We start from the raw sequence: 21,113 nt of genomic DNA, 5'->3' as shown, positions 1-21,113 counted from the left end.
ACACTGTTTTATTTACAGTAATCTTTAACTGCATCCCTCCATACTATATATCCTTTTCCGTTTATATGTAGTCCATCTACTGTATATTCCTTGTAAAGTTTATTTTCATTAGGTAAAGTAAAAAGAGAGTATAAGTCTATATATTTAATATCAAAATTTTTGCAAAGTTCTTTTAAAGAATTGTTTAGCTCTATTATTTCTTTACTATTTGTAGTAGTTTTAAATAAATCCTTATTTATAGGTAATACGCTCTGAATATATATGGTGGTGTTGGGGGAATTCTCTTTTATGCTTTCCAGTATTTTAGAGTAGTTACTTATTATATTTCTTGATGTTAACCCTTTGCCTATATCATTTATTCCAAGCATAATAAAAATTTTGCTGGGTTTTAATCTTGTTATTTCACTTATTCTATTTAATGCACCAGAAGTTGTATCATAACTTATACCTCGATTTAATACATTGGGATTATTCAATAGTTCATTCCATTCAGCAATGTCTGTCAAGCTATCTCCTAAGAATATTATTTTTCCATGCCCGCTATATGTATTCATAAAAGTGGTTACTCTGTTTATGTAATATTGTTGATATATATCAGTACTCAAATTTATATTGGCCATTTCCGCCATGTCTTTTGAATTTGAAGATGTGGCGGTATTATTTAAATAACTGGAATTTGAATTTGAAGATGTGGAGCTGAAAGGTGTATATATTTTATCAATATGTTCTTTACAGTTTACTAAAATAATTAATAATATCAGGGTGAATATAGTTAATGTTGAAATTTTTTTGATTTTCATATAGTATCTCTCCTACTTCAATTTTTTAATTTATATATTTATTTTTTATAAAATTTAAATAAATATACTTCTATAAATTTAATCATATAACTAGAATAACATGTTATTGAAAAAATTGTTTAAAAAATATATAAAAATTACAAGGAAAATCAGATATTAATAAAAAATTTGTTGTTTTTAAATATATTTTTGAATATATGCCTTGTATATGTTAAAATAAGCTGGGTAGTATCAAGTTTGAACTACACTTTATTTTATGGGAGGAAAACAATGCAGTTAAATATGCTGAAGTCTAAAATCCATAGAGCTACTGTTACGGAAGCAAATCTTAATTATGTAGGAAGTATAACAATTGATAGAGAGCTTATGGAAAGTGCCCACATAATTGAGTATGAAAAGATTCAAGTTGTGGATATAAATAATGGAAACAGACTTGAAACTTATGTTATAGCAGGGGAAAAAGGAAGTAAGGTAATCTGTTTAAATGGAGCTGCTGCAAGATATGTACAGCCAGGAGATAAGGTTATTTTAATGACTTATTGTCAAATGGATGAAGAAGAGGCTAAAACTCATAAACCCATAGTGGTATTTTTAGATGAAAATAACTCGATTTTTCAAATAACTGATTATGAAAAACACGGACAAGTAAAATGATAATTGGATAAAATTAAGCCTCTTTATTTAAGTAGGCTTAATTTTTTGCATTCATTTAATTTTAAGATAACTCACGCCATTTAGTTTTCATTATAGGAGGAGTATAATTTTTCATTTTTTCTATTAATGAGAGAGGGTTGTCCGATATTGAAATAATTTTTAAGCTGGATTGGTTCATGAAACCTTCTATACAGGTAGTATTAAGCATAGTCATAAGAGGGTTAAAATAGTTTAATACATTTAACAATCCGATAGGTTTCTTATGAATGCCAAGTTGAGCCCAGCTGAGAACTTCAAATAACTCTTCATAAGTGCCAAGGCCTCCAGGAAGGGCTATAAATCCATCAGATAAATCAGACATAACTTTTTTTCTTTCATGCATATCTTTAACTTCAATAAGTCTGGTTAAGCTTTTATGAACTGATTCACCTGAGAAAAGTCCTCTTGGGATAACCCCTGTAACTTTTCCGTTATTTTTTAAAACTTCTTTTGATATTTCTCCCATAAGTCCTGCGCTTGAACCACCATATATTAATTCTATTTTATTTTCAACTAATATTTTGCCAAGGAGTCTGGCATTTCTTTGGTATTCTGGGTGTAAACCGGGATTAGAACCAGAATAAACACATATTGTTTTCATTTATATAAACCTCCTGAAATGCATTTTTAAACTTCAATATTACTTATTTTTTATTTATATTATATGAATAAGTCCTTAATAAACTTACAACAGTTTTTATTAAATTATTATTTGTCATCATATAAGCTCATATGTTTTATAATGTCTTTATATTTCTGAGATACTTCAGGATAGACTGTGAGCATGGTATCAATAACGTAATCAATATTTGTGTCATCAATTTTTTTTGCGTTGGTATCATTGAAAACTATCATATCCTTGCTGTCTAAAGAATTATAGATTTCATTTACAATAGGGGATTGCATAACCTTATCGTTTTCTATGCATTTTTCTGAAAAATACAATATATCTTCAACTACAATAAGCTGACCATAAGCATATTCTTTTTGACAAGGTTCTGAAGTGGAGTCTAGGGTGCAGTCAAACATAGTGTGTTCAACGTGTTTAAAATCAAGTACATTCTCATATTCCTTTCTAGTTAACACACATCTTACATCTAGTTCCATCAACCTTTTTTTCATATGTTCTGAAAAGTTTTTTCCAAATTCAGCAATGAACATTTTCATTGATATTGTTTTTTTCATTTTATAATTTTTTTTATACATATCATATCTCCTTTTTATTTATATATAAAAAACCACCTTTTAATGGCGGTATATCAATACAGATTATATATTAAAGCTAAAGTTTTAAATTTATAGATTTTTGCATAAATAACAAGAATATACTACTTTTCATTTAGAATTTTTATATTTATTTTTGAGGGCAAATTAACCACTATTTATTATTATAACATAAATATATATATAATAGTAGAAGAATAAAAACTTCTGTGCAAATAAATGATTTGAGACACTAAATAATTTGTATAAAAAAGTGAAATTATAATTTATAAAACTTGCATAGTATAAAAAAATGTGATAAAATCATTATTAAAATATTAATAAATTTATGATAGCTTTAATGTGAGGTAATTAAAATTTAAAGATATTATTGTATTTATTGATAATAAAGAAGAATAGGTTTGAGGTGCATTTCTGGGGCTTAGAGAAATGCATTTTTATTCAAAAGTTTTTTAGATAGGGGCTGACGATATGAATTATAGTTTGGGATTTCCTTCAAAACAAGGGCTTTATGATCCTGAATATGAGAAGGATTCTTGTGGAGTGGGTTTTATAGCCAGTATAAAAGGTGAAAAAACCCATGATATTGTAAAAAAAGGTATTCAAATTTTAGTTAATTTAACTCACAGAGGGGCAGTAGGTTCTGATACTAAAACTGGAGATGGGGCAGGCATACTTGTTCAAATTCCAGATGAATTTTTTAGAATAAGCTGTGACAATTTGGGAATGGAATTACCGAAGTCTGGAGAGTATGCTGTTGGAATGGTGTTTTTTCCTAAAGAAACCGCTTTAAGACTGCAGTGTGAAGGAATACTTGAAAGAGTGACAGAAGAGGAAGGACAAAAGGTATTAGGATGGAGAGATGTTCCAACTGACAATAGGAGTATAGGAGAAACAGCAAAAGGCACAGAGCCTATTATAAGACAGATATTTATAGGAAAAAATTTAAAAGATCAAAATGCATTTGAAAGAAAATTATATGTAATTAGAAAAAGAGTGGAAAATGAAGTAGGAAAACTTCTTGGCGATACAGTAAAATCCTTTTATATATGCAGCCTTTCAAGTAGAACTATAGTTTATAAAGGATTATTACTGGCAGAACAAATAAAAAGGTTTTATATTGATTTAAATGATATAAATTTTAAGAGTGCTATTGCACTGGTACATCAAAGGTATAGTACCAATACTTTCCCTACCTGGGATTTGGCACAACCTTTTAGATATCTTGGCCATAATGGAGAGATAAATACCATAAGAGGAAATAGGAACTGGATGAAGGCGCGTGAAGGTGTACTTAAATCTGATACTTTTGGGAAGGATATACAGAAGCTTTTTCCAATAGTGGATTCCCAGAGTAGTGATTCTGCTTCTCTTGATAATGCACTGGAATTGTTATATCAAGATGGAAGGTCTCTTTCACATGCACTTATGCTGCTTATACCGGAAGCATGGCTTGGAAACCATCATATGGAACAGTACAAAAAGGATTTTTATGAATATCATGGTTCATTAATAGAGGCATGGGACGGACCTGCTGCGGTTTCTTTTTCTGATGGTATACAAGTAGGTGCTACCTTAGATAGAAATGGCTTGAGGCCTGCAAGATATATAGTGACAAAAAGTGGACTGGTGGTAATGGCATCGGAAGTTGGAGTACTTGAATTTAAAGAAAGTGATATAGCAGAAAAAGGAAAACTAAAACCAGGAGAAATGTTTGTTGTAGACACTGAAAAGGGAAAAATCATTAAGGATAAGGAATTGAAAGAAAAAATATGTAAAATGAAGCCTTATGGGGAAATATTGAAAAAGCTAAGGTTTACCCTTGACATGTTCAGTTCTGTTAAGGAAAAAGAGGAAATAACTCCTGATGTATTAAAGGAAAAACAACAAGCTTTTGGATATACTATTGAAGATTTAAAGAGAATAATAGAGCCTATGTCAAAGGATGGTAAAGAGCCAGTGGGTTCTATGGGAAATGATGCACCTTTTGCAGTGCTTTCAAATAAAAGTCAGTTATTATTTTCTTATTTTAAACAACTTTTTGCCCAGGTAACTAATCCTCCTATAGACCCTATGAGGGAAAGACTTGTAATGTCACTTTTTAATTATATAGGTTCTACTCAGGCAAATGTATTAAATACTGAAATTTCAATTGATCCTTTTATAGAAATATACAGTCCTACACTAACAGATGAGGAAATATCAAAAATAAAGAGTTTAAGAGATAAAAATTTCAAGACTACAACGGTACCTATCACTTTTAAATATGATATGGGAATAGAGGGATTTAAAGAAGCTCTTAAAAAGATTTGTGAGAGGGCGTCAAAGAGAATAAAGGAAGGCTACAATATACTAGTGCTCAGCGATAAGAATGTAGATTCCTATGAAGCGGCTATACCAAGCCTTCTGGCAGTGTCAGCTGTACAACATCACCTTATCAGGGAAAAGAGTCGTACAAAGGTTTCAATTATAGTAGAAACAGGAGAAGCAAGAGAAACTATGCATTTTGCACTACTTGTAGGCTGTGGTGCTTCAGCAGTTAACCCTTATCTGGTATATCAGACTATAGATCAGATGATAAAAGATGGTGATATGAAGGATATTACACCGGAGGAGGCAAAGAAAAATTACATTAAAGCTGTAAATAAGGGTATACTTAAAGTTTTATCAAAAATGGGTATATCTCCTCTCCAAAGTTATCATGGGGCACAGATATTTGAGGCTATAGGACTGGATTCAGAGTTTATAGATAAGTATTTTGAAGGAATGCCTTCTAGAATAGGGGGAGTTGGCATTGACGTAATAGCTCAGGAAGTACTTACAAGACATAACAATGCATTTAATAAAATAAGAAAACCTGTTTCTCAGCTGGATGTAGGGGGTAATTATTCATGGAGAAAAGGAGGGGAATTTCACCTCTTTAACCCTGATACCATATATAAGCTTCAAGTTGCATCTAGAACCAATAACTATGGACTTTATAAGGAATATGCAGATATAATAAATAATCAAGATGAGCATTTATGTACAATAAGAGGACTATTTAAACTTAAAAAAGGAAAAGAAATTCCAATAGAAGAAGTTGAACCAACAAGTGAAATACTTAAAAGATTTTGTACTGGAGCTATGTCTTTTGGGTCTATAAGTAAGGAAGCTCATGAAACCATAGCTATAGCTATGAATAGAATAGGGGGAAGAAGTAATACAGGAGAAGGTGGAGAAGATCCTGAAAGGTATATACTTGAACCTAATGGTGATTCCAAAAGAAGTGCTATAAAACAAGTGGCTTCAGCACGTTTTGGAGTAACTACTGAATACTTAGTTAATGCAGATGAACTTCAAATTAAAATGGCTCAAGGGGCAAAACCAGGTGAAGGTGGACAGCTTCCAGGGAGAAAAGTAGATAAATATATTGCAAAGACGAGACACTCAACGCCTGGAATAGATCTTATTTCGCCACCTCCTCATCATGATATTTATTCCATAGAGGATTTGGCACAGCTTATATATGATTTGAAAAATGTAAACCCCCAAGCAAGTGTCAGTGTTAAATTGGTTTCAGAGGTAGGGGTAGGAACAATTGCCGCAGGAGTGGCAAAGGCTCATGCAGATTTGATATTAATAAGTGGACATGATGGTGGCACAGGGGCATCACCAATTTCATCTATTAAACATGCGGGAATACCTTGGGAACTTGGGCTATCAGAAACCCAGCAGGTACTTTTATTAAATGATTTAAGAAGCAGGGTGAGGATTCAAACTGATGGACAGTTAAAGACCGGAAGAGATGTAATTATTGCAGCCCTGCTTGGAGCAGAAGAGTTTGGATTTGCAACTACAGCTCTTGTAGTAATGGGATGTACTATGCTTAGAAAATGTCATAAAAATACCTGTGACATGGGTATAGCTACGCAGGATCCGGAACTTAGAAAGAATTTTAAAGGTAAACCTGAATATATAATAAATTTCCTTACTTTTATTGCACAAGAAGTAAGAGAATATATGGCTAAACTTGGTTTTAGAACAGTAAATGAAATGGTTGGAAGGGTAGATATGGTAGAAACAAAGGATGCTATTGACCATTGGAAAGCCAAGGGACTGGATTTATCTTCAATTTTGTATAAACCATATATGCCAAAGAGAATTAAATCTTATTGTGTAATACCTCAGGATCATGGGCTTAGTGAAGCACTAGACTATAAACTTATTGAAATGTCAAAGAAAGCAATAGCAGATAAATCTAAAGTTGATATTAACATGGAGATAAAAAATGTAAATCGTTCAGTAGGTATAATGTTAAGTGGTACAATTGCTAAAAAGTATGGAAGTGTTGGACTACCTGAAGATACTATTACAATAAATTTTAAAGGCTCTGCAGGACAAAGCTTTGGTGCTTTTGGAGTACGTGGACTTACTTTGACATTGGAAGGTGATGCCAACGATTATGTGGGCAAAGGACTATCAGGAGGTAAAGTTATTATTAAAACTCCAGAAGAAGCAACTTTTGTAGAAGAAAATAATATTATAGCGGGAAATACTATTCTATATGGAGCTACATCTGGAAAGCTGTTCTTAAATGGAAGTGTAGGAGAAAGATTTGCTGTAAGAAATAGTGGGGCCTTGGCAGTAGTGGAAGGTGTTGGAGATCACGGCTGTGAATATATGACTGGAGGAGTAGTAGTTATTATAGGTAAAATGGGTAGAAATTTTGCAGCTGGTATGAGTGGCGGTATAGCCTATGTACTGGATGAAGATAATTCTTTCAATGATAAATGCAACATGGAAATGGTAGAAATTCAGGAGAATTTAGATAGTGACGATATGGAAATGATAGATAGTCTGTTGAAGGAACATTATAAATATACAGATAGTGCAAAGGCTGAAAAAATTCTTAATCAATGGAATACTTATAAAACCAAATTTAAGAAAGTAATACCTACTGCATATAAACTTATACTTGAACAACAAAAATCAGAAGCAGCTGCTGCTTCTAATATGTAGGAGGTATATTATGGGAAAATTAACTGGTTTTAAAGAATATGAAAGAGAAAATCCAAAGAAGAGGGCAGTAGAAGAAAGAATTAAAGATTATAAGGAAGTATATTATAAATTTCCAGAGGATAAATTGAATTTACAGTCAGCAAGATGTATGGATTGTGGCACTCCTTTTTGCAATTGGGCGTGTCCTATTCAAAATTTAATTCCAGATTGGAATGATTTCATATATAAAGGTGAATGGAAAAAAGCATTTGAGAGACTTTCCCTTACCAATACTTTTCCAGAATTTACAGGAAGGATATGTCCTGCGCTCTGTGAAGGCTCTTGTACTCTTGGAGTAAACAGAGAACCTATATCAGTGAGGGAAATAGAGCTTAATATAATAGAAAAAGCTTTTGAGAAAGGCTGGGTACAACCTGTTCTTCCAAAGGTAAGAACGGGGAAATGTATAGCTGTAATAGGTTCAGGACCTTCTGGGCTTGCTGCAGCTGCAGAACTTAACTCTGTAGGTCATAGTGTTACTGTATTTGAAAGAGAGGATGAGCCAGGGGGATTACTAAGGTATGGTATTCCTGATTTTAAACTGGAAAAATATGTGGTAGCTAGAAGAATAAATATAATGAAAGAAGAGGGAATAGTTTTTAAAACCAATACCAATGTGGGAGTAAATTACTCTACCTGTGAACTTTTGAAAAATTTTGATGCAGTAGTTTTAACAGGAGGTTCTACTATTCCAAGGAATCTTAATATTGAAGGAAGAGAACTTGAAGGGGTATATTTTGCAGTGGATTTTTTAAAGCAGCAGAATAAAAGAGTGTCAAAAAAATCCATTAAGGGGAAAAGTGTAACTGCAGAAGGGAAAATAGTAGTAGTTATCGGTGGAGGAGATACAGGATCGGATTGTATAGGTACTTCCATAAGACAAGGGGCCAAAGCTGTTTATCAATATGAAGTTATGCCAAAACCTCCAGTGGAGAGAGATGACAAAATGCCTTGGCCAATATTCCCTAAAACTCTTAAAGTAACAACTTCTCACGAAGAAGGATGTATTAGAGAGTGGTGTGTAAGCACTAAAAAGTTCATAGGGGAAAAGGGAGTATTAAAAGCTCTTGAAGGCGTAAAGGTTCAATGGAAAAATGACAATGGCAGGATGATAATGGAGGAAGTTCCTGGCACGGAGTTTCAACAGCCAGTGGATATGGTTCTTTTAGCTATGGGATTCCTTCATCCTCAACATGAAGGGCTGTTGGAAGAACTTGGAGTAAAATTTGATGCCAGGGGAAATGTAATAGCTGATGAAAATTATATGACTGAAAAAGAGGGAATATTTGTAGCTGGTGATATGAGACGGGGACAGTCTCTTGTAGTATGGGCATTAAATGATGGAAGAAAAGTAGCAAAAAGTGTGGACGAATATTTAATGGGAGAAACATCTTTAAGGGGATAGTGAATTAATTCACAATTCACGATTCACAATTCACAATATATATTTGATTTTAAATTATAGTGCTTGATGTTGATTGTGCAGCTATTTCAAGGAAACTCACTTTATGTAGGCTAAATACCACATGAAGTGAGTTTGCTATTTTCTCTTTAACAATATTTTAATGTATAGAATTATATAAAAATTTAAAAAATCTATTGACATGTAAATTGATTTATATTATACTTAGTTCATATTTAAATAGTAAAAACTATGATAGGGAACAGTAGATATAGAGAGTGTTTTAAAGAGAGTGGGAATTGGTGAAATCCCATAGGCATGTTGTGTTGAACTCGCCCTTGAGTTGCAGGCTGAAATAGTAGTAGGCTGTGCCGATATGAATCGTTATTAAATTAAGTAATAAATTTGGGTGGTACCGCGAACAGACTTCTCGCCTCATAAGGAAGCCTGTTTTTTTATGTTTGTTTTAATAATAAAGAATATTTACTGCAATATTATTGATGTTTAAAAATATTATAATTGGGTGTATAAAAGCTATGATAGGGGCAAGTAGGTTTATAAGTATTTTAAAGAGAGTGGCAATTGGTGAAAAGCCATAGATACTTTATACTGAAACTCACCCTTAAGCTGTAGACTGAAATTTAGTAAGTCGTGCCGGCATGTGTCGTTATTTAATTGAGTAAAATTTGGGTGGTACCGCGGACAGACTTCTCGCCCCATGAAGAGGTCTGTTTTTTTGTACTTAAAAAGCATATTAACTACAATCTGCTATTAATATTCACTACATAGAATTTACTAAAAATATCAAATTAAATTTACAAGGAGAGATGACCATGAAAGTTGCTGAAGCAGTTATCCAATGTTTAAAACAAGAAAATGTGAGAATGGTATTTGGGTATCCTGGTGCTACAGTAGTTCCTATATATGAAGCTTTTAGGAGATCAGATATTGAACATGTACTTGTAAGACAGGAACAGGGTGCAGGACATTGCGCTAGCGGGTATGCTAGGGCTACAGGAGAAGTGGGAGTCTGTGTCGTTACCTCAGGCCCTGGTGCAACAAATGTTATTACAGCCATTGCTGCGGCATATATGGATTCTATTCCTCTTGTTATCATTACAGGTCAGGTTAAGTCCGTATTAATTGGAAAAGATGTGTTTCAGGAAGTAGATATTACAGGTGCTACAGAATCTTTTACAAAATATAATTTTCTTGTAAAAGATGCAGAATCCATACCTAAGACTATAAAAGAAGCTTTTTATATAGCAAATACTGGCAGAAAAGGACCTGTACTTATAGATATACCTACGGATATAATGGAAGAAGATATTGACTTTGAATATCCTGAAAGTGTTAATATAAGAGGATATAAACCTACTACCAAAGGACACTTAAAACAGATAAATAAAGTATTAGACAGACTTAAAACCAGTGAAAAGCCAATTATCTGTGTGGGTGGAGGAGTTATACTGGGAAAAGCTGAAAAAGAACTAAAAGAGTTTGTGGAAAAATCTCACATACCTGTTATACATACTCTTATGGGAAAAGGGAGCATGAATGAAAATAGTGAATATTATGTGGGCTTAATAGGGACTCATGGCTTTGCCTATGCAAATAAGGCCGCTGAAAATTCAGATGTTTTAATACTTATTGGAGCTAGAGCCTCAGATAGAACTACCTTTGGCGTGAAAACTTTTGCCAAAAATGCAGATATAATTCATATAGATATTGACCCTGCAGAAATAGGAAAAAATTTGGATACTTATATTCCAATAGTTGGAGACTGTGCTAATATTTTAGCGGAGTTAACAAAAGAAATATCACCTATAGAAACTAAGAATTGGCTGAATGAGATTAAAGAATGGAAAGAAAGCTTAAAGGTAGTTAGAAAACCTACAGATAAGGTAAACCCTAAATATGTTTTAAAGGTTGTATCTGACATGGTAGAAGAAGATGCTATTTTAACAGCAGATGTAGGTCAAAATCAACTCTGGTGTGCACGTAATTTTAGAATAACAGGAGATAGAAAGCTTTTGACATCTGGGGGACTTGGTACCATGGGATATTCCCTTCCAGCAGCTATTGGAGCCAAGCTTGCTTGTCCAGATAAGAGAGTTATAGCTTTTGCAGGTGATGGTGGATTCCAGATGAGTGTATTTGAACTGGGTACCGTTACTGAAAAAAATGTAAATCTAATTATAGTGGTTTTCAATAATTCAGGACTTGGTATGGTTAGAGAAATTCAAAATAATAGATCCCTTGATGAGTTTGGGGTTAACTTTAGAACTAATCCAGACTTTATTAAACTATCGGAAGCCTATGGATTACTAGCAAAAAGAGTGGCAAATGATAATGAATTTGAGGAAGTTTTTAAGGAAGCTTTAAATTCAGACAGAGCATTTTTAATAGAGTGTATTGTTGATCCACATGAAAGAACTTTTTAGGAAGAGGTGAGTACCATAAAAAAGCATATATTATCAATATTAGTAGAAAATCATTCAGGTGTTTTGAGTAAAGTAGCTGGCCTGTTCAGTAGAAGGGGATATAATATCCACAGTCTTACAGTAGGAATCACAGAGGATCCTGAAATATCCAGGATAACCATTGTATCTATTGGGGATGACTATGAGGTGGAACAGATTAGTAAACAGCTGAATAAGTTAATTGAAGTTATAAAAATAATAGATTTAACAGATGATCCTTCAGTGTATAGGGAACTTTCACTGGTAAAGGTGTCTGCAGAGCCAAGTAATAAATTGATAATTATGGAGACTGTAAATACTTTTAGGGGAAATATAGTTGATATGGATGAAAAGAGTATGATGATTGAAATAACTGGAGATGAAGATAAAATATCCGCTTTTATTGAAATCATGAAACCTTATGGGATCAAAGAAATTGTACGTACAGGACTTACAGCTCTTCAAAGAGGAGGATGTAAAGCATAATTTAAATTCATAAATTGAATCAAAAAGAGAAGTAAAAATGCTTCTCTTTTTAGTTTATAACTCACTAATCATAAATATAGAGGATACAGGCCACTTGTTTATCCTCCAATAGTGGCTTTCCATTTTTAATAAGCGGTATTTGGGAATTTACAGCTTCAGTTACATTCATTTTTTTCAACTCCTCAATGGAATATTCGCCAGAAATCAATACATTTTTATCAGTAAATCCTGCTATATTATATTTTGTAATTACTTCTCATAGAAATTTAAGAACCTATAAATCCTCCACCATTTACATGAAATATTTGTCCCGTAACATAAGTGGAATCATCAGATGCCAGATAAACATATACTGGTGCAAGTTCAACGGGCTGTCCTGCTCTCTTCATAGGAGTATCCGTACCAAAAGTTGTAATATATTCTGCTGAATAACTTGAAGGTTGAAGAGGAGTCCAAACAGGCCCTGGAGCTACACCATTAACACGTATGCCTCTTGATACCAGAGAAAGGGATAATGAGCGGGTAAAACTTACAATGGCACCTTTAGTTGATGAGTAATCAATAAGGAGTTTACTGCCTGCATAGGCAGTAATGGAAGCTGTGTTTATAATTACACTTCCCTTTTTAAGATGAGGTAGAGCTGCCTTAGTAACATGAAATAATGGAAATATATTAGTACGGAAAGTATCCTCCAACTGCTCCGTACTAATATCTTCCAGTCTACTCTGTGGAAATTGTACCCCTGCATTATTAATTAGTACATCTAAGCATCCAAAAGCAGAAACAGTATCTTCAACTATTTGTTTGCAAAAAGATTCTTCTCTCAAATCCCCAGGAATTAAAATGCACTTACTACCTTCATTTTCTACCAGTTCTTTTGTTTCTCTTGCATCCCTATGTTCATTAAAATATACAATGGCAATATCTGCTCCTTCTTTTGCAAAAGCTAGTGACACAGCTCTCCCTATACCGCTGTCTCCACCTGTAATCAAGACAACCTTATGTTGTAACTTGCCGCTTCCCCTGTAATCAGGATTGTTAAATATTGGTCTTGGACACATAATATATTCAAGTCCCGGCTGAACAGGTTGATGCTGGGGTGGGAATGCTATGGGTACCTCCTTGCATTCTCTTTTATAACCTAAGTATGGATAGTAAAACTTCACATATACTCCTCCTAAGAATATCTACTTAAATAGTATATGTGAATACTCCATTTATGTTATCAAGTGATTAATTTTTAATCACTACCTTTTTGCCACAGGTATCTTTAGTTTTTCTTCTTCTACAACAGGACTTACTTTATCAAAGGCATTTATATACATCTGTTTTATTTCACTTATAAGCGGATACCTTGGATTTGCCCCTGTGCACTGATCATCAAAGGCCTGTTCCGACATATCATCTAAGGTAGCATAAAATTTTTTCTCCGCAACTCCTGCCTCTCTGATGGTTTTAGGAATGTTTATCTTTTCCTTTAGCTCATCTATTGCCTTTATCAAAAGTCCTACCTTTTCATCTTCACTATTTCCGCCTAACTGCAGATGATCAACTATTCTGGCATATCTCCACTTGGCATTGGGGTATTTATACTGAGGAAATATTGCCTGTTTTCTCGGATCATTTACTGCATTAAATTTTATAACTTCATCTATCATAAGTGCATTGGCAATTCCATGAGGTATATGGTGTGCTGCTCCTAATTTGTGGGCCATGGAGTGGCATACTCCCAAAAATGCATTGGCAAATGCCATACCTGCCATAGTTGAAGCATGTGCCATTTTTTCTCTGGCTTTTACATTAGTAGTTCCTTCCGCATAAGCCAGTGGTAAATAATTAAATATCAATCTTATTGCTTCAAGTGCCAGCCCATTGGTATATTCTGAAGCCATTACAGATACATAAGCCTCCAGGGCGTGGGTGAGTGCATCTATACCCGATGCTGCAGTTAGTCCCTTTGGCATATTCATCATAAGCTCTGCATCAATTATAGCCATATCTGGTGTTAATTCATAATCCGCCAGAGGGTATTTGGCTCCTGTTTTTTCATCAGTAATTACTGTAAACGGAGTAACCTCTGATCCTGTTCCTGCAGATGTAGCCACCGAAATCATCATAGCTTTTTCGCCCATCTTAGGGAATGTATAAACTCTCTTTCTTATATCCATAAATCTCATGGCCAGGTCTTCAAATTTTATTTCAGGATGTTCGTACATCACCCACATAATTTTTGCAGCATCCATTGCGGAGCCGCCGCCAACTGATATAATAGTATCTGGATTGTATTCAAGCATTTCTGATGAACCTTTTTTAGCTGTGGCAAGGGTTGGATCTGGTTCCACATCTGTAAATATTTTATAACCTACTCCCATTTCTCCAAGAATTTTTGTAATACTATCTGTATATCCTAATTGATAAAGAACTTTATCTGTTACTATGAAGGCCTTCTTCTTATGCATAGTCTTTAATTCTTTCAAGGCAACTCCAAGTGAACCATATTTAAAATAAATTTTTTCAGGAACTCTAAACCAAAGCATATTTTCTCTCCTCTCAGCAATACTTTTTATATTCAATAAATGTTTTGGTCCAACATTTTCCGATATGGAGTTTCCTCCCCAGGAACCACAACCAAGAGTCAATGAGGGAGCCAGTTTAAAGTTATATAAATCGCCTATAGCTCCCTGTGCTGACGGCATATTTATAAGGGTTCTGCCTGTCTTCATAGCTTCACCGAATTTTTCCACTTTTTCTTTTTGGGTCATAGTATTTACATAAAGTACAGAAGTATGGCCTATGCCTCCCAATTCAACCAGTCTTGCTGCCTTTTCCAGACCATCATTGAAATTTTTAACCCTGTACATAGCAAGAACCGGAGATAATTTTTCACGGGAGAATGGTTCTTCAAGTTCTACAGAATCTACTTCACCTATAAGTATCTTTGTTCTCTCAGGCACTTTCACTCCTGCCATTTCTGCTATTTTACAAGCACTCTGTCCAACAATATCAGGGCTTATGCTTCCATTGACTAAAATAGTCTTTCTGACCTTATCTATTTCATCATTTTTCAGTATATAGCCTCCTCTTTCCGAAAATTCCTTCCTTACTTCCTCATATACTCCATCTAGTACCATTACCGACTGTTCCGAAGCACAAATTACACCATGGTCAAAGCTTTTTGAAAGAAGTATGGAATTTACTGCCATTTTAATATTTGCGCTGTCATCAATTATAACAGGGGTATTTCCAGGGCCAACTCCTATGGCAGGTTTTCCCGATGAATAAGCTGCTCTAACCATACCTGGCCCGCCTGTAGCAAGAATTAAATCTGCCTCCTTCATTACTAACTGAGAAAGTTCAATTGACGGCTCATCTATCCATCCTATAATTTCTGCCGGTGCCCCTGCCTCAACTGCAGCATCAAGGACTATTTTTGCTGCAGCAACAGTTGATCTTTTAGCTCTAGGATGAGGTGAAAAAACTATGCCATTTCGAGTTTTAAGGGCTATTAGTGCCTTAAATATTGCCGTAGAGGTGGGATTTGTAGTGGGCACAACTGCTGCAATAACACCTACAGGTTCTGCAATTCTAACCATACCAAAGCCTTCATCTCTTTCTAAAACTCCGCAGGTCTGTTCATCCTTATATTTATTGTACACATATTCTGAAACAAAATGGTTTTTAATAACTTTATCTTCTACAATTCCCATGCCAGTTTCTTCTACAGCCATTTTAGCAAGTTTTATTCTGGCACTATTGGCTGCCATAGCTGCATGTTTGAAAATCTCATCTACCTGTTCCTGAGTATAAGTAGAAAATTTCTCCTGTGCCTCTCTTACCTTTTCTAATTTTTCCATTAATTCCTCAACATTTGTAACTTTCATAAGCAACACCTCTTTTTTAATTTTCTAATAGTGTTAGCATATGTATGGTATATTTATTCTTCCAAGCAAAAAAGTTGTAGAAAACTACAACTTTTTTAAAATAAAATACTATTATTGATTTTTCAATGGGTCATATCCAACTACAGTCCATATTCCTGTATTATCTTCTCTTATAAGTCTTTTTAAATACACTCTTTTTATAGTGGTTTTATCTCCGCCTACCTCTACAATTGCCTCTTTGCCGGTATTTTCAATCATCTTTAATTCTTCATATTTAATAGGATACTCTCCTTGAATACCTTCAGGTGAAATTTTTAAACTTGCGAAAACCTGAGCTACAAAAACAGGATCTAATTTCCATGGTGAATGTCCTACATCCACATTTCTCTGTTCCTGTTCTTCTACTTTTAAATCAACAGGAACTTCAATTTGTGGTTTATCTGATGACTGTTCTTTTGATGATATATCAACTATACCACTAGTTAACCCCTTTATGAATACTTCTAACTCTTCTAAATAAGTGTTTCCAACGACAGCATATTCAAAGCCATCTTGCTTCCACCTAACCGAACTTATACCTGTTATATCTGCATAAGCTCCTTGTCCTTGAAGAACTCCTGCCTCACTTTGTATAGGCGATTGAATTTCTGCTATATTGTTGTTTACCTTTCCTAAAGCTGCCATAGATGCTGGCTTAAATTCACTATCAGATTTTTTTTGTAAAATCACAACCTTCTTTTTGTTATCTTTAGAGGTATAATTTATTTTAACAACTTTAGCATCATTTACTATGGATATATTGTTTTGAACAAATGATGATGGTACATCTTCAGGTATTGTAGGTGTAAACCTCAAGATTTCTTTAACATCTTCCAGACTATTTACAATTTGCTCTGTATTCGTATCTATTTCTTTAAACTCTTTTGGTACATTGTAGGCTAAAAGTTCCTTAGGAATGGTTTCAATAAAATCTATATTTGTATAGCATACCTTATATTGAATGGAGTACTGCATGGCAGATTGTTTTTGAAGTGGCATTTTAGTGTCTTTATCAATCCATATTTTATAGGGGATTCCTCCCTTTGGAGTTACTTCCATTATAATAGCAGCTCTTCCTGAAACTTTCTCCTCACCTACAATTTTAGTTTCAAGTGCATTTTTTACGTCATCTATCTCTTTGCCCAATTCAAATGTAAAACTATAGGGATCTGGAAAAGCAGCTAATACCTCTACTTCCTTTTGCCCGGGCTGAATCTGCCACTTCTTTTGTCCATTGTTTACAGTAATCACATCCTTTTGTGATCCTTCCAACCCTTTAACATAATATTTTCCTTCCTTATCAGCCCATACTTCAATTTTTGACTGCACTACAGATTTTCCCTGTGCATTAGTTTCTACAACCTGAAGAACCCCATGATAAGCTTTTACTTCCTGAAATGCCTTCTCCATGGCATAGACCATATCCAATTTTCCAAAAGGCCGCAGTATATTTAATATAACGATTAATGCAACAGCTGCAGCAGCAGAAGCTATTCCTAAAAGCCGTCTTTTCCCTGACCTCTTTAATGCTTTTTCTCTCAGAAGCTGCTTACTTACATTATTAGCTAAATTTTTAACATAATTATCTTCTGGAAGAGCTGGCTCTTTTAAACTGCGTACTAACCTTACAGTTTCAAAAAGTTCCTCCATTTCAGGTGTATCTGCTGCGTTTCCATGTTCTTTAGGCTTTTTTTCATTATTTAAACTATCAATATAATCTGTTAATTTCTTTTCTTTATCAGTCATTAATTCACACCTCCATAATTTAATGCTCATCCTTGAGAATTTTTGTAAGGTTTTGTAATGCCCTATATTGTAAAACCCGGATATTGCCCTCTTTTTTATTCATCTGCCTTGCAGTATCCTCTACGGAGAATCCTTTTAATATTCTCAGTTCAATAACAGTGCGCTGTTCCTCATTTAAAAGCTTTAATGCATTTTGTATAACTTCACGCTGTGCCATATCCTCTGTGCAATCTTCCACTGACGCTGACTCCGGGTTTATATTGTCAAAGTTAACTATGCTGCCCTGCCGTTTGCTTTTACGCCATTTATCTCTCAGGATATTTAGTGAAATAGTTTTTAAGAAACCTATAAATTTATCCACTTTTATATTATTTTTTTGTATATATGAAATAGCCTTAAAATAAGTTTCCTGAGTAATATCTTCAGCTTCTTCACGATTTTGCACTTTAAAGTATATAAAACGATACAGCGTTTCCCAGGTAGCCCCACACATCCTGTCAATAGATTTTATGTCATCTACCCCAGTATTCTTTTCATCATCCATCATAAGTTACAACCCCCCTTTACAAGTTACCTAGTTACACTAATAATGACGTTGAAAATGGTATAAAAGTTACAATTTAAAGATATTATTTGATAATATTCTTAATGAAAATTCAATATTGTAAGTATTTGTTTATACCATTAAAATGATGTGTAATTTACATTAGGTCATGATTGAAATAGTTTTAGAAAGTAATTTATCCGATCGCTACCATTGCTAACACCCCCATCTTCTATCAAAGTGGGGATAAGCAGTGCTTAAATTCCATAATTTACATAAAAATTATTGAATTATTTTTTTACATCAGGGTATATTAAATAGTGTAAAGAGCATGAGAATTGAGCCGAAGCTTATATATGTTCTTATATTTAAGAATATATATAAGCTAGCCTAAAATTGTATATAGTTTTTTAGAAATTTAGTAGATAATTTTAAAATACTTCTTGGTAAGTTTTTGTAATGTTCACGCTAAAAGTTAAAAAATATGATGTATACAATTAGAGGTGGATCTTATATGTCGGTGAAAGGTTTTATTATAGTTAATTATATTGATTATAATAGGATCCCAAATTGTTGTATAAGGTTCAGCGAAGGTCATTCAGGGTGCTGAGATGGTTGTATACAGCTAAAGGGTTGTATATGGCTGTGTAGGTATGCTGCATGGTTGAACGAATCATCAATATAGGTGGTGAACTGTTTAATTATAGTTTTTAACTTATAGCAATATAATAAAAGATTATAATTGGATATTAAATTATATATATTGGTGTAAGGTAGATTCTTGTGTTCTTTATGTTTTGTATACAAATATACTTCTTCTATAATATATAGACCAAAGAAAGTAAATTAAAGCCGTACTATAATTGTTGTTATTATAGTGCGGCTTTTTTGTAAAATTTTAGTTTTCAAATATAATTAGCTGTGATATAATAAAATTTAGCGAAATTTAACTTCAGAGGTGATGCTATGCCAATAAAGATAAAAGATGACCTACCTGCTGTTGAAATTTTAAATAGTGAAAATATATTTATTATGCCTGAAAATGTAGCTTTTCATCAAGATATAAGACCGCTTAAAATTGCTATTTTAAATCTTATGCCAATTAAAATTACTACGGAGGTTCAATTGCTGAGACTTATAGGTAATACTGCACTGCAAATTGAGGTTGAATTACTCCATTTAAAAACTCATGTCTGTAAAAATACTTCAGAAGAGTATTTAACCAATTTTTACAGAACTTTTGATGAGATAAAAAATGAAAAATTTGACGGATTAATTATTACGGGAGCTCCAATAGAACAGTTGGAATTTTCTAAGGTTAATTACTGGGAAGAATTGAAAGAGATAATGGAGTGGAGCAAATATCATGTATACTCTACATTACATATATGTTGGGGGGCACAAGCTGGATTATACTATCATTATGGTATACCAAAGTACATATTAAAAGAAAAGTTATTTGGGGTATTTAAACATGAAGTTACAGAGGAAAAAGAAAAATTAGTACGAGGATTTGATGATGAATTTTATGTACCCCATTCTAGGTATACAGAAGTGAAAAAAGAAGATATTGAAAAAGTTAAGGAATTAACTATACTGGCACAATCTAAAGAAGCAGGAGTTTATCTGATTTTGGACAACAAAGGAAGAAGGATTTTTGTAACAGGCCATTCAGAATATGATCCTTTTACATTAAAAGATGAATATATGAGAGATATTTCAAAAGGTGAACATATAAAAATACCTAAAAACTATTTTCCAGATGATAATCCAGATAAAAAGCCTGTAGTAAAATGGAGAAGTCATGCGGATTTGCTGTTTTCAAATTGGCTTAATTATTATGTTTATCAGGAAACACCTTATGATTTAAGTGAAATGCCGCCTTCTTTTTTATAATGGAATTAAAGTTTTTACATATTGGAAAGGGGATTAATTATGGATTTGAATATGAAGGTAAAAGAAACAGTGGAGTATATAAACTTTAATATAAAAACCACCCCTAAGATAGGAATTATACTGGGATCAGGGTTGGGAGACATGGCAGAGGAGATTGAAGAACCTAGAATTTGTAATTATAATGAAATACCACATTTTCCTGTTTCTACAGTGGAAGGACATAAGAATAGATTTGTTATAGGAAATCTTGAAGGTAAATATGTAATTGCAATGCAGGGAAGGTTTCATTATTATGAGGGGTATTCAATGGAAGAGGTAACTTTTCCAATCAGGGTAATGAAAAAATTGGGAGTAGAAATTCTCATAGTTACTAATGCTGCAGGAGGAGTAAATAAAAATTATAAAAGCGGGGAGCTTATGCTTATAAACGACCATATAAATTTATCTGGACAGAATCCACTTATAGGACAAAACTTAAAGGACTTTGGAACTAGATTTCCAGATATGTCCGAGGCCTATGATAAAGAACTTATAAAAATAGCCAAAAATGCAGCTCTTCAATTAAATATACAGCTGCAGCAGGGAGTATATGTATACATGAGTGGACCAAGTTATGAAACACCTGCCGAAATAAATATGTTAAGAGTACTAGGAGGAGACGCAGTAGGCATGTCTACAGTTCCAGAAGTCATTACAGCAAATCATAGTGGTATGAAAGTTATGGGAATATCCTGTGTAACTAATATGGCGGCAGGAATACTCAGGCAGCCCTTAAGTCATGATGATGTTATAAAAACTTCATCTATGGTATCTGAAAATTTAAAATTACTTTTAAGAAAAATATTGAGAGAACTATAAACTAAGGCACTAAATCTAAAGGTTTGGTGCCTTAGTTTATAG

14 protein-coding genes and 2 other annotated features are annotated in these 21,113 nt (G+C 33.6%); of the genes, 7 read left to right on the top strand and 7 right to left on the bottom strand.

Annotation, left to right across the window (positions count from 1 at the left end; translation table 11 throughout):
* Nucleotides 1-8 precede the first annotated feature (8 nt).
* On the bottom strand, nucleotides 9-800 hold the full coding sequence (locus tag BS101_RS09905; RefSeq protein WP_073538674.1) for a GDSL-type esterase/lipase family protein: 792 nt from the start codon (nucleotides 798-800) through the stop codon (nucleotides 9-11).
* Between the two features lie 270 nt (nucleotides 801-1,070).
* On the opposite strand from BS101_RS09905, the gene panD reads away from it, so the two are divergent.
* Nucleotides 1,071-1,454, top strand: a complete 384-nt coding sequence (gene panD, locus BS101_RS09900; protein ID WP_073538673.1) for an aspartate 1-decarboxylase — start codon at nucleotides 1,071-1,073, stop codon at nucleotides 1,452-1,454.
* Between the two features lie 61 nt (nucleotides 1,455-1,515).
* On the opposite strand, the gene BS101_RS09895 is transcribed toward panD, so the two are convergent.
* Nucleotides 1,516-2,094 (bottom strand): TIGR00730 family Rossman fold protein, encoded by a 579-nt coding sequence (locus tag BS101_RS09895; protein ID WP_073538672.1) that lies wholly within the window; start codon nucleotides 2,092-2,094, stop codon nucleotides 1,516-1,518.
* 107 nt (nucleotides 2,095-2,201) lie between these two features.
* The gene (locus BS101_RS09890; RefSeq protein ID WP_073538671.1) at nucleotides 2,202-2,699 is read right to left on the bottom strand and encodes a hypothetical protein; all 498 of its coding nucleotides are present in this window, start codon (nucleotides 2,697-2,699) and stop codon (nucleotides 2,202-2,204) included.
* Between the two features lie 489 nt (nucleotides 2,700-3,188).
* Here BS101_RS09890 and gltB point away from each other — a divergent pair, with 489 nt between their 5' ends.
* The 4 genes from gltB to ilvN all read left to right on the top strand — a co-directional run bounded on the left by gltB (nucleotide 3,189) and on the right by ilvN (nucleotide 12,107).
* Nucleotides 3,189-7,718, top strand: a complete 4,530-nt coding sequence (gene gltB, locus BS101_RS09885) for a glutamate synthase large subunit (protein WP_073538670.1) — start codon at nucleotides 3,189-3,191, stop codon at nucleotides 7,716-7,718.
* A gap of 10 nt (nucleotides 7,719-7,728) precedes the next feature.
* On the top strand, nucleotides 7,729-9,162 hold the full coding sequence (locus tag BS101_RS09880; RefSeq protein WP_073538669.1) for a glutamate synthase subunit beta: 1,434 nt from the start codon (nucleotides 7,729-7,731) through the stop codon (nucleotides 9,160-9,162).
* Between the two features lie 240 nt (nucleotides 9,163-9,402).
* Nucleotides 9,403-9,600 (top strand) — a binding site (T-box leader).
* Nucleotides 9,601-9,686: 86 nt separating this feature from the next.
* Nucleotides 9,687-9,881 (top strand) — a binding site (T-box leader).
* A gap of 111 nt (nucleotides 9,882-9,992) precedes the next feature.
* The gene (gene ilvB / locus BS101_RS09875; protein ID WP_073538668.1) at nucleotides 9,993-11,603 is read left to right on the top strand and encodes a biosynthetic-type acetolactate synthase large subunit; all 1,611 of its coding nucleotides are present in this window, start codon (nucleotides 9,993-9,995) and stop codon (nucleotides 11,601-11,603) included.
* Nucleotides 11,604-11,618: 15 nt separating this feature from the next.
* Nucleotides 11,619-12,107, top strand: a complete 489-nt coding sequence (ilvN, locus tag BS101_RS09870; RefSeq protein WP_073541242.1) for an acetolactate synthase small subunit — start codon at nucleotides 11,619-11,621, stop codon at nucleotides 12,105-12,107.
* A 266-nt stretch (nucleotides 12,108-12,373) separates the two neighbouring features.
* Here the strand turns inward: ilvN and BS101_RS09865 are convergent, their stop codons facing one another.
* From BS101_RS09865 to BS101_RS09850, 4 genes are all read right to left on the bottom strand, one after another.
* Nucleotides 12,374-13,273 (bottom strand): SDR family oxidoreductase, encoded by a 900-nt coding sequence (locus BS101_RS09865; protein WP_073538667.1) that lies wholly within the window; start codon nucleotides 13,271-13,273, stop codon nucleotides 12,374-12,376.
* An 81-nt stretch (nucleotides 13,274-13,354) separates the two neighbouring features.
* Nucleotides 13,355-15,988, bottom strand: a complete 2,634-nt coding sequence (gene adhE, locus BS101_RS09860) for a bifunctional acetaldehyde-CoA/alcohol dehydrogenase (RefSeq protein WP_073538666.1) — start codon at nucleotides 15,986-15,988, stop codon at nucleotides 13,355-13,357.
* 111 nt (nucleotides 15,989-16,099) lie between these two features.
* Nucleotides 16,100-17,773 carry a LolA family protein gene (locus BS101_RS09855; protein WP_073538665.1) on the bottom strand — a complete coding sequence of 558 codons (1,674 nt, stop codon included), beginning with the start codon at nucleotides 17,771-17,773 and terminating at the stop codon, nucleotides 16,100-16,102.
* A gap of 19 nt (nucleotides 17,774-17,792) precedes the next feature.
* The gene (locus tag BS101_RS09850) at nucleotides 17,793-18,320 is read right to left on the bottom strand and encodes an RNA polymerase sigma factor (protein WP_073538664.1); all 528 of its coding nucleotides are present in this window, start codon (nucleotides 18,318-18,320) and stop codon (nucleotides 17,793-17,795) included.
* Nucleotides 18,321-19,283: 963 nt separating this feature from the next.
* On the opposite strand from BS101_RS09850, the gene metA reads away from it, so the two are divergent.
* Together metA and BS101_RS09840 are read left to right on the top strand one after the other, a co-directional pair.
* On the top strand, nucleotides 19,284-20,213 hold the full coding sequence (gene metA, locus BS101_RS09845; protein ID WP_073538663.1) for a homoserine O-acetyltransferase MetA: 930 nt from the start codon (nucleotides 19,284-19,286) through the stop codon (nucleotides 20,211-20,213).
* Nucleotides 20,214-20,252: 39 nt separating this feature from the next.
* The gene (locus BS101_RS09840; protein ID WP_073538662.1) at nucleotides 20,253-21,071 is read left to right on the top strand and encodes a purine-nucleoside phosphorylase; all 819 of its coding nucleotides are present in this window, start codon (nucleotides 20,253-20,255) and stop codon (nucleotides 21,069-21,071) included.
* Nucleotides 21,072-21,113 lie beyond the last annotated feature (42 nt).

It is taken from the genome of Clostridium kluyveri (assembly GCF_001902295.1).
Taxonomy (GTDB): Bacteria; Bacillota; Clostridia; order Clostridiales; family Clostridiaceae; genus Clostridium_B; species Clostridium_B kluyveri_B.
Note: the sequence above shows the minus strand (reverse complement) of the source record. Positions and strands in the feature narration are given on the sequence as shown.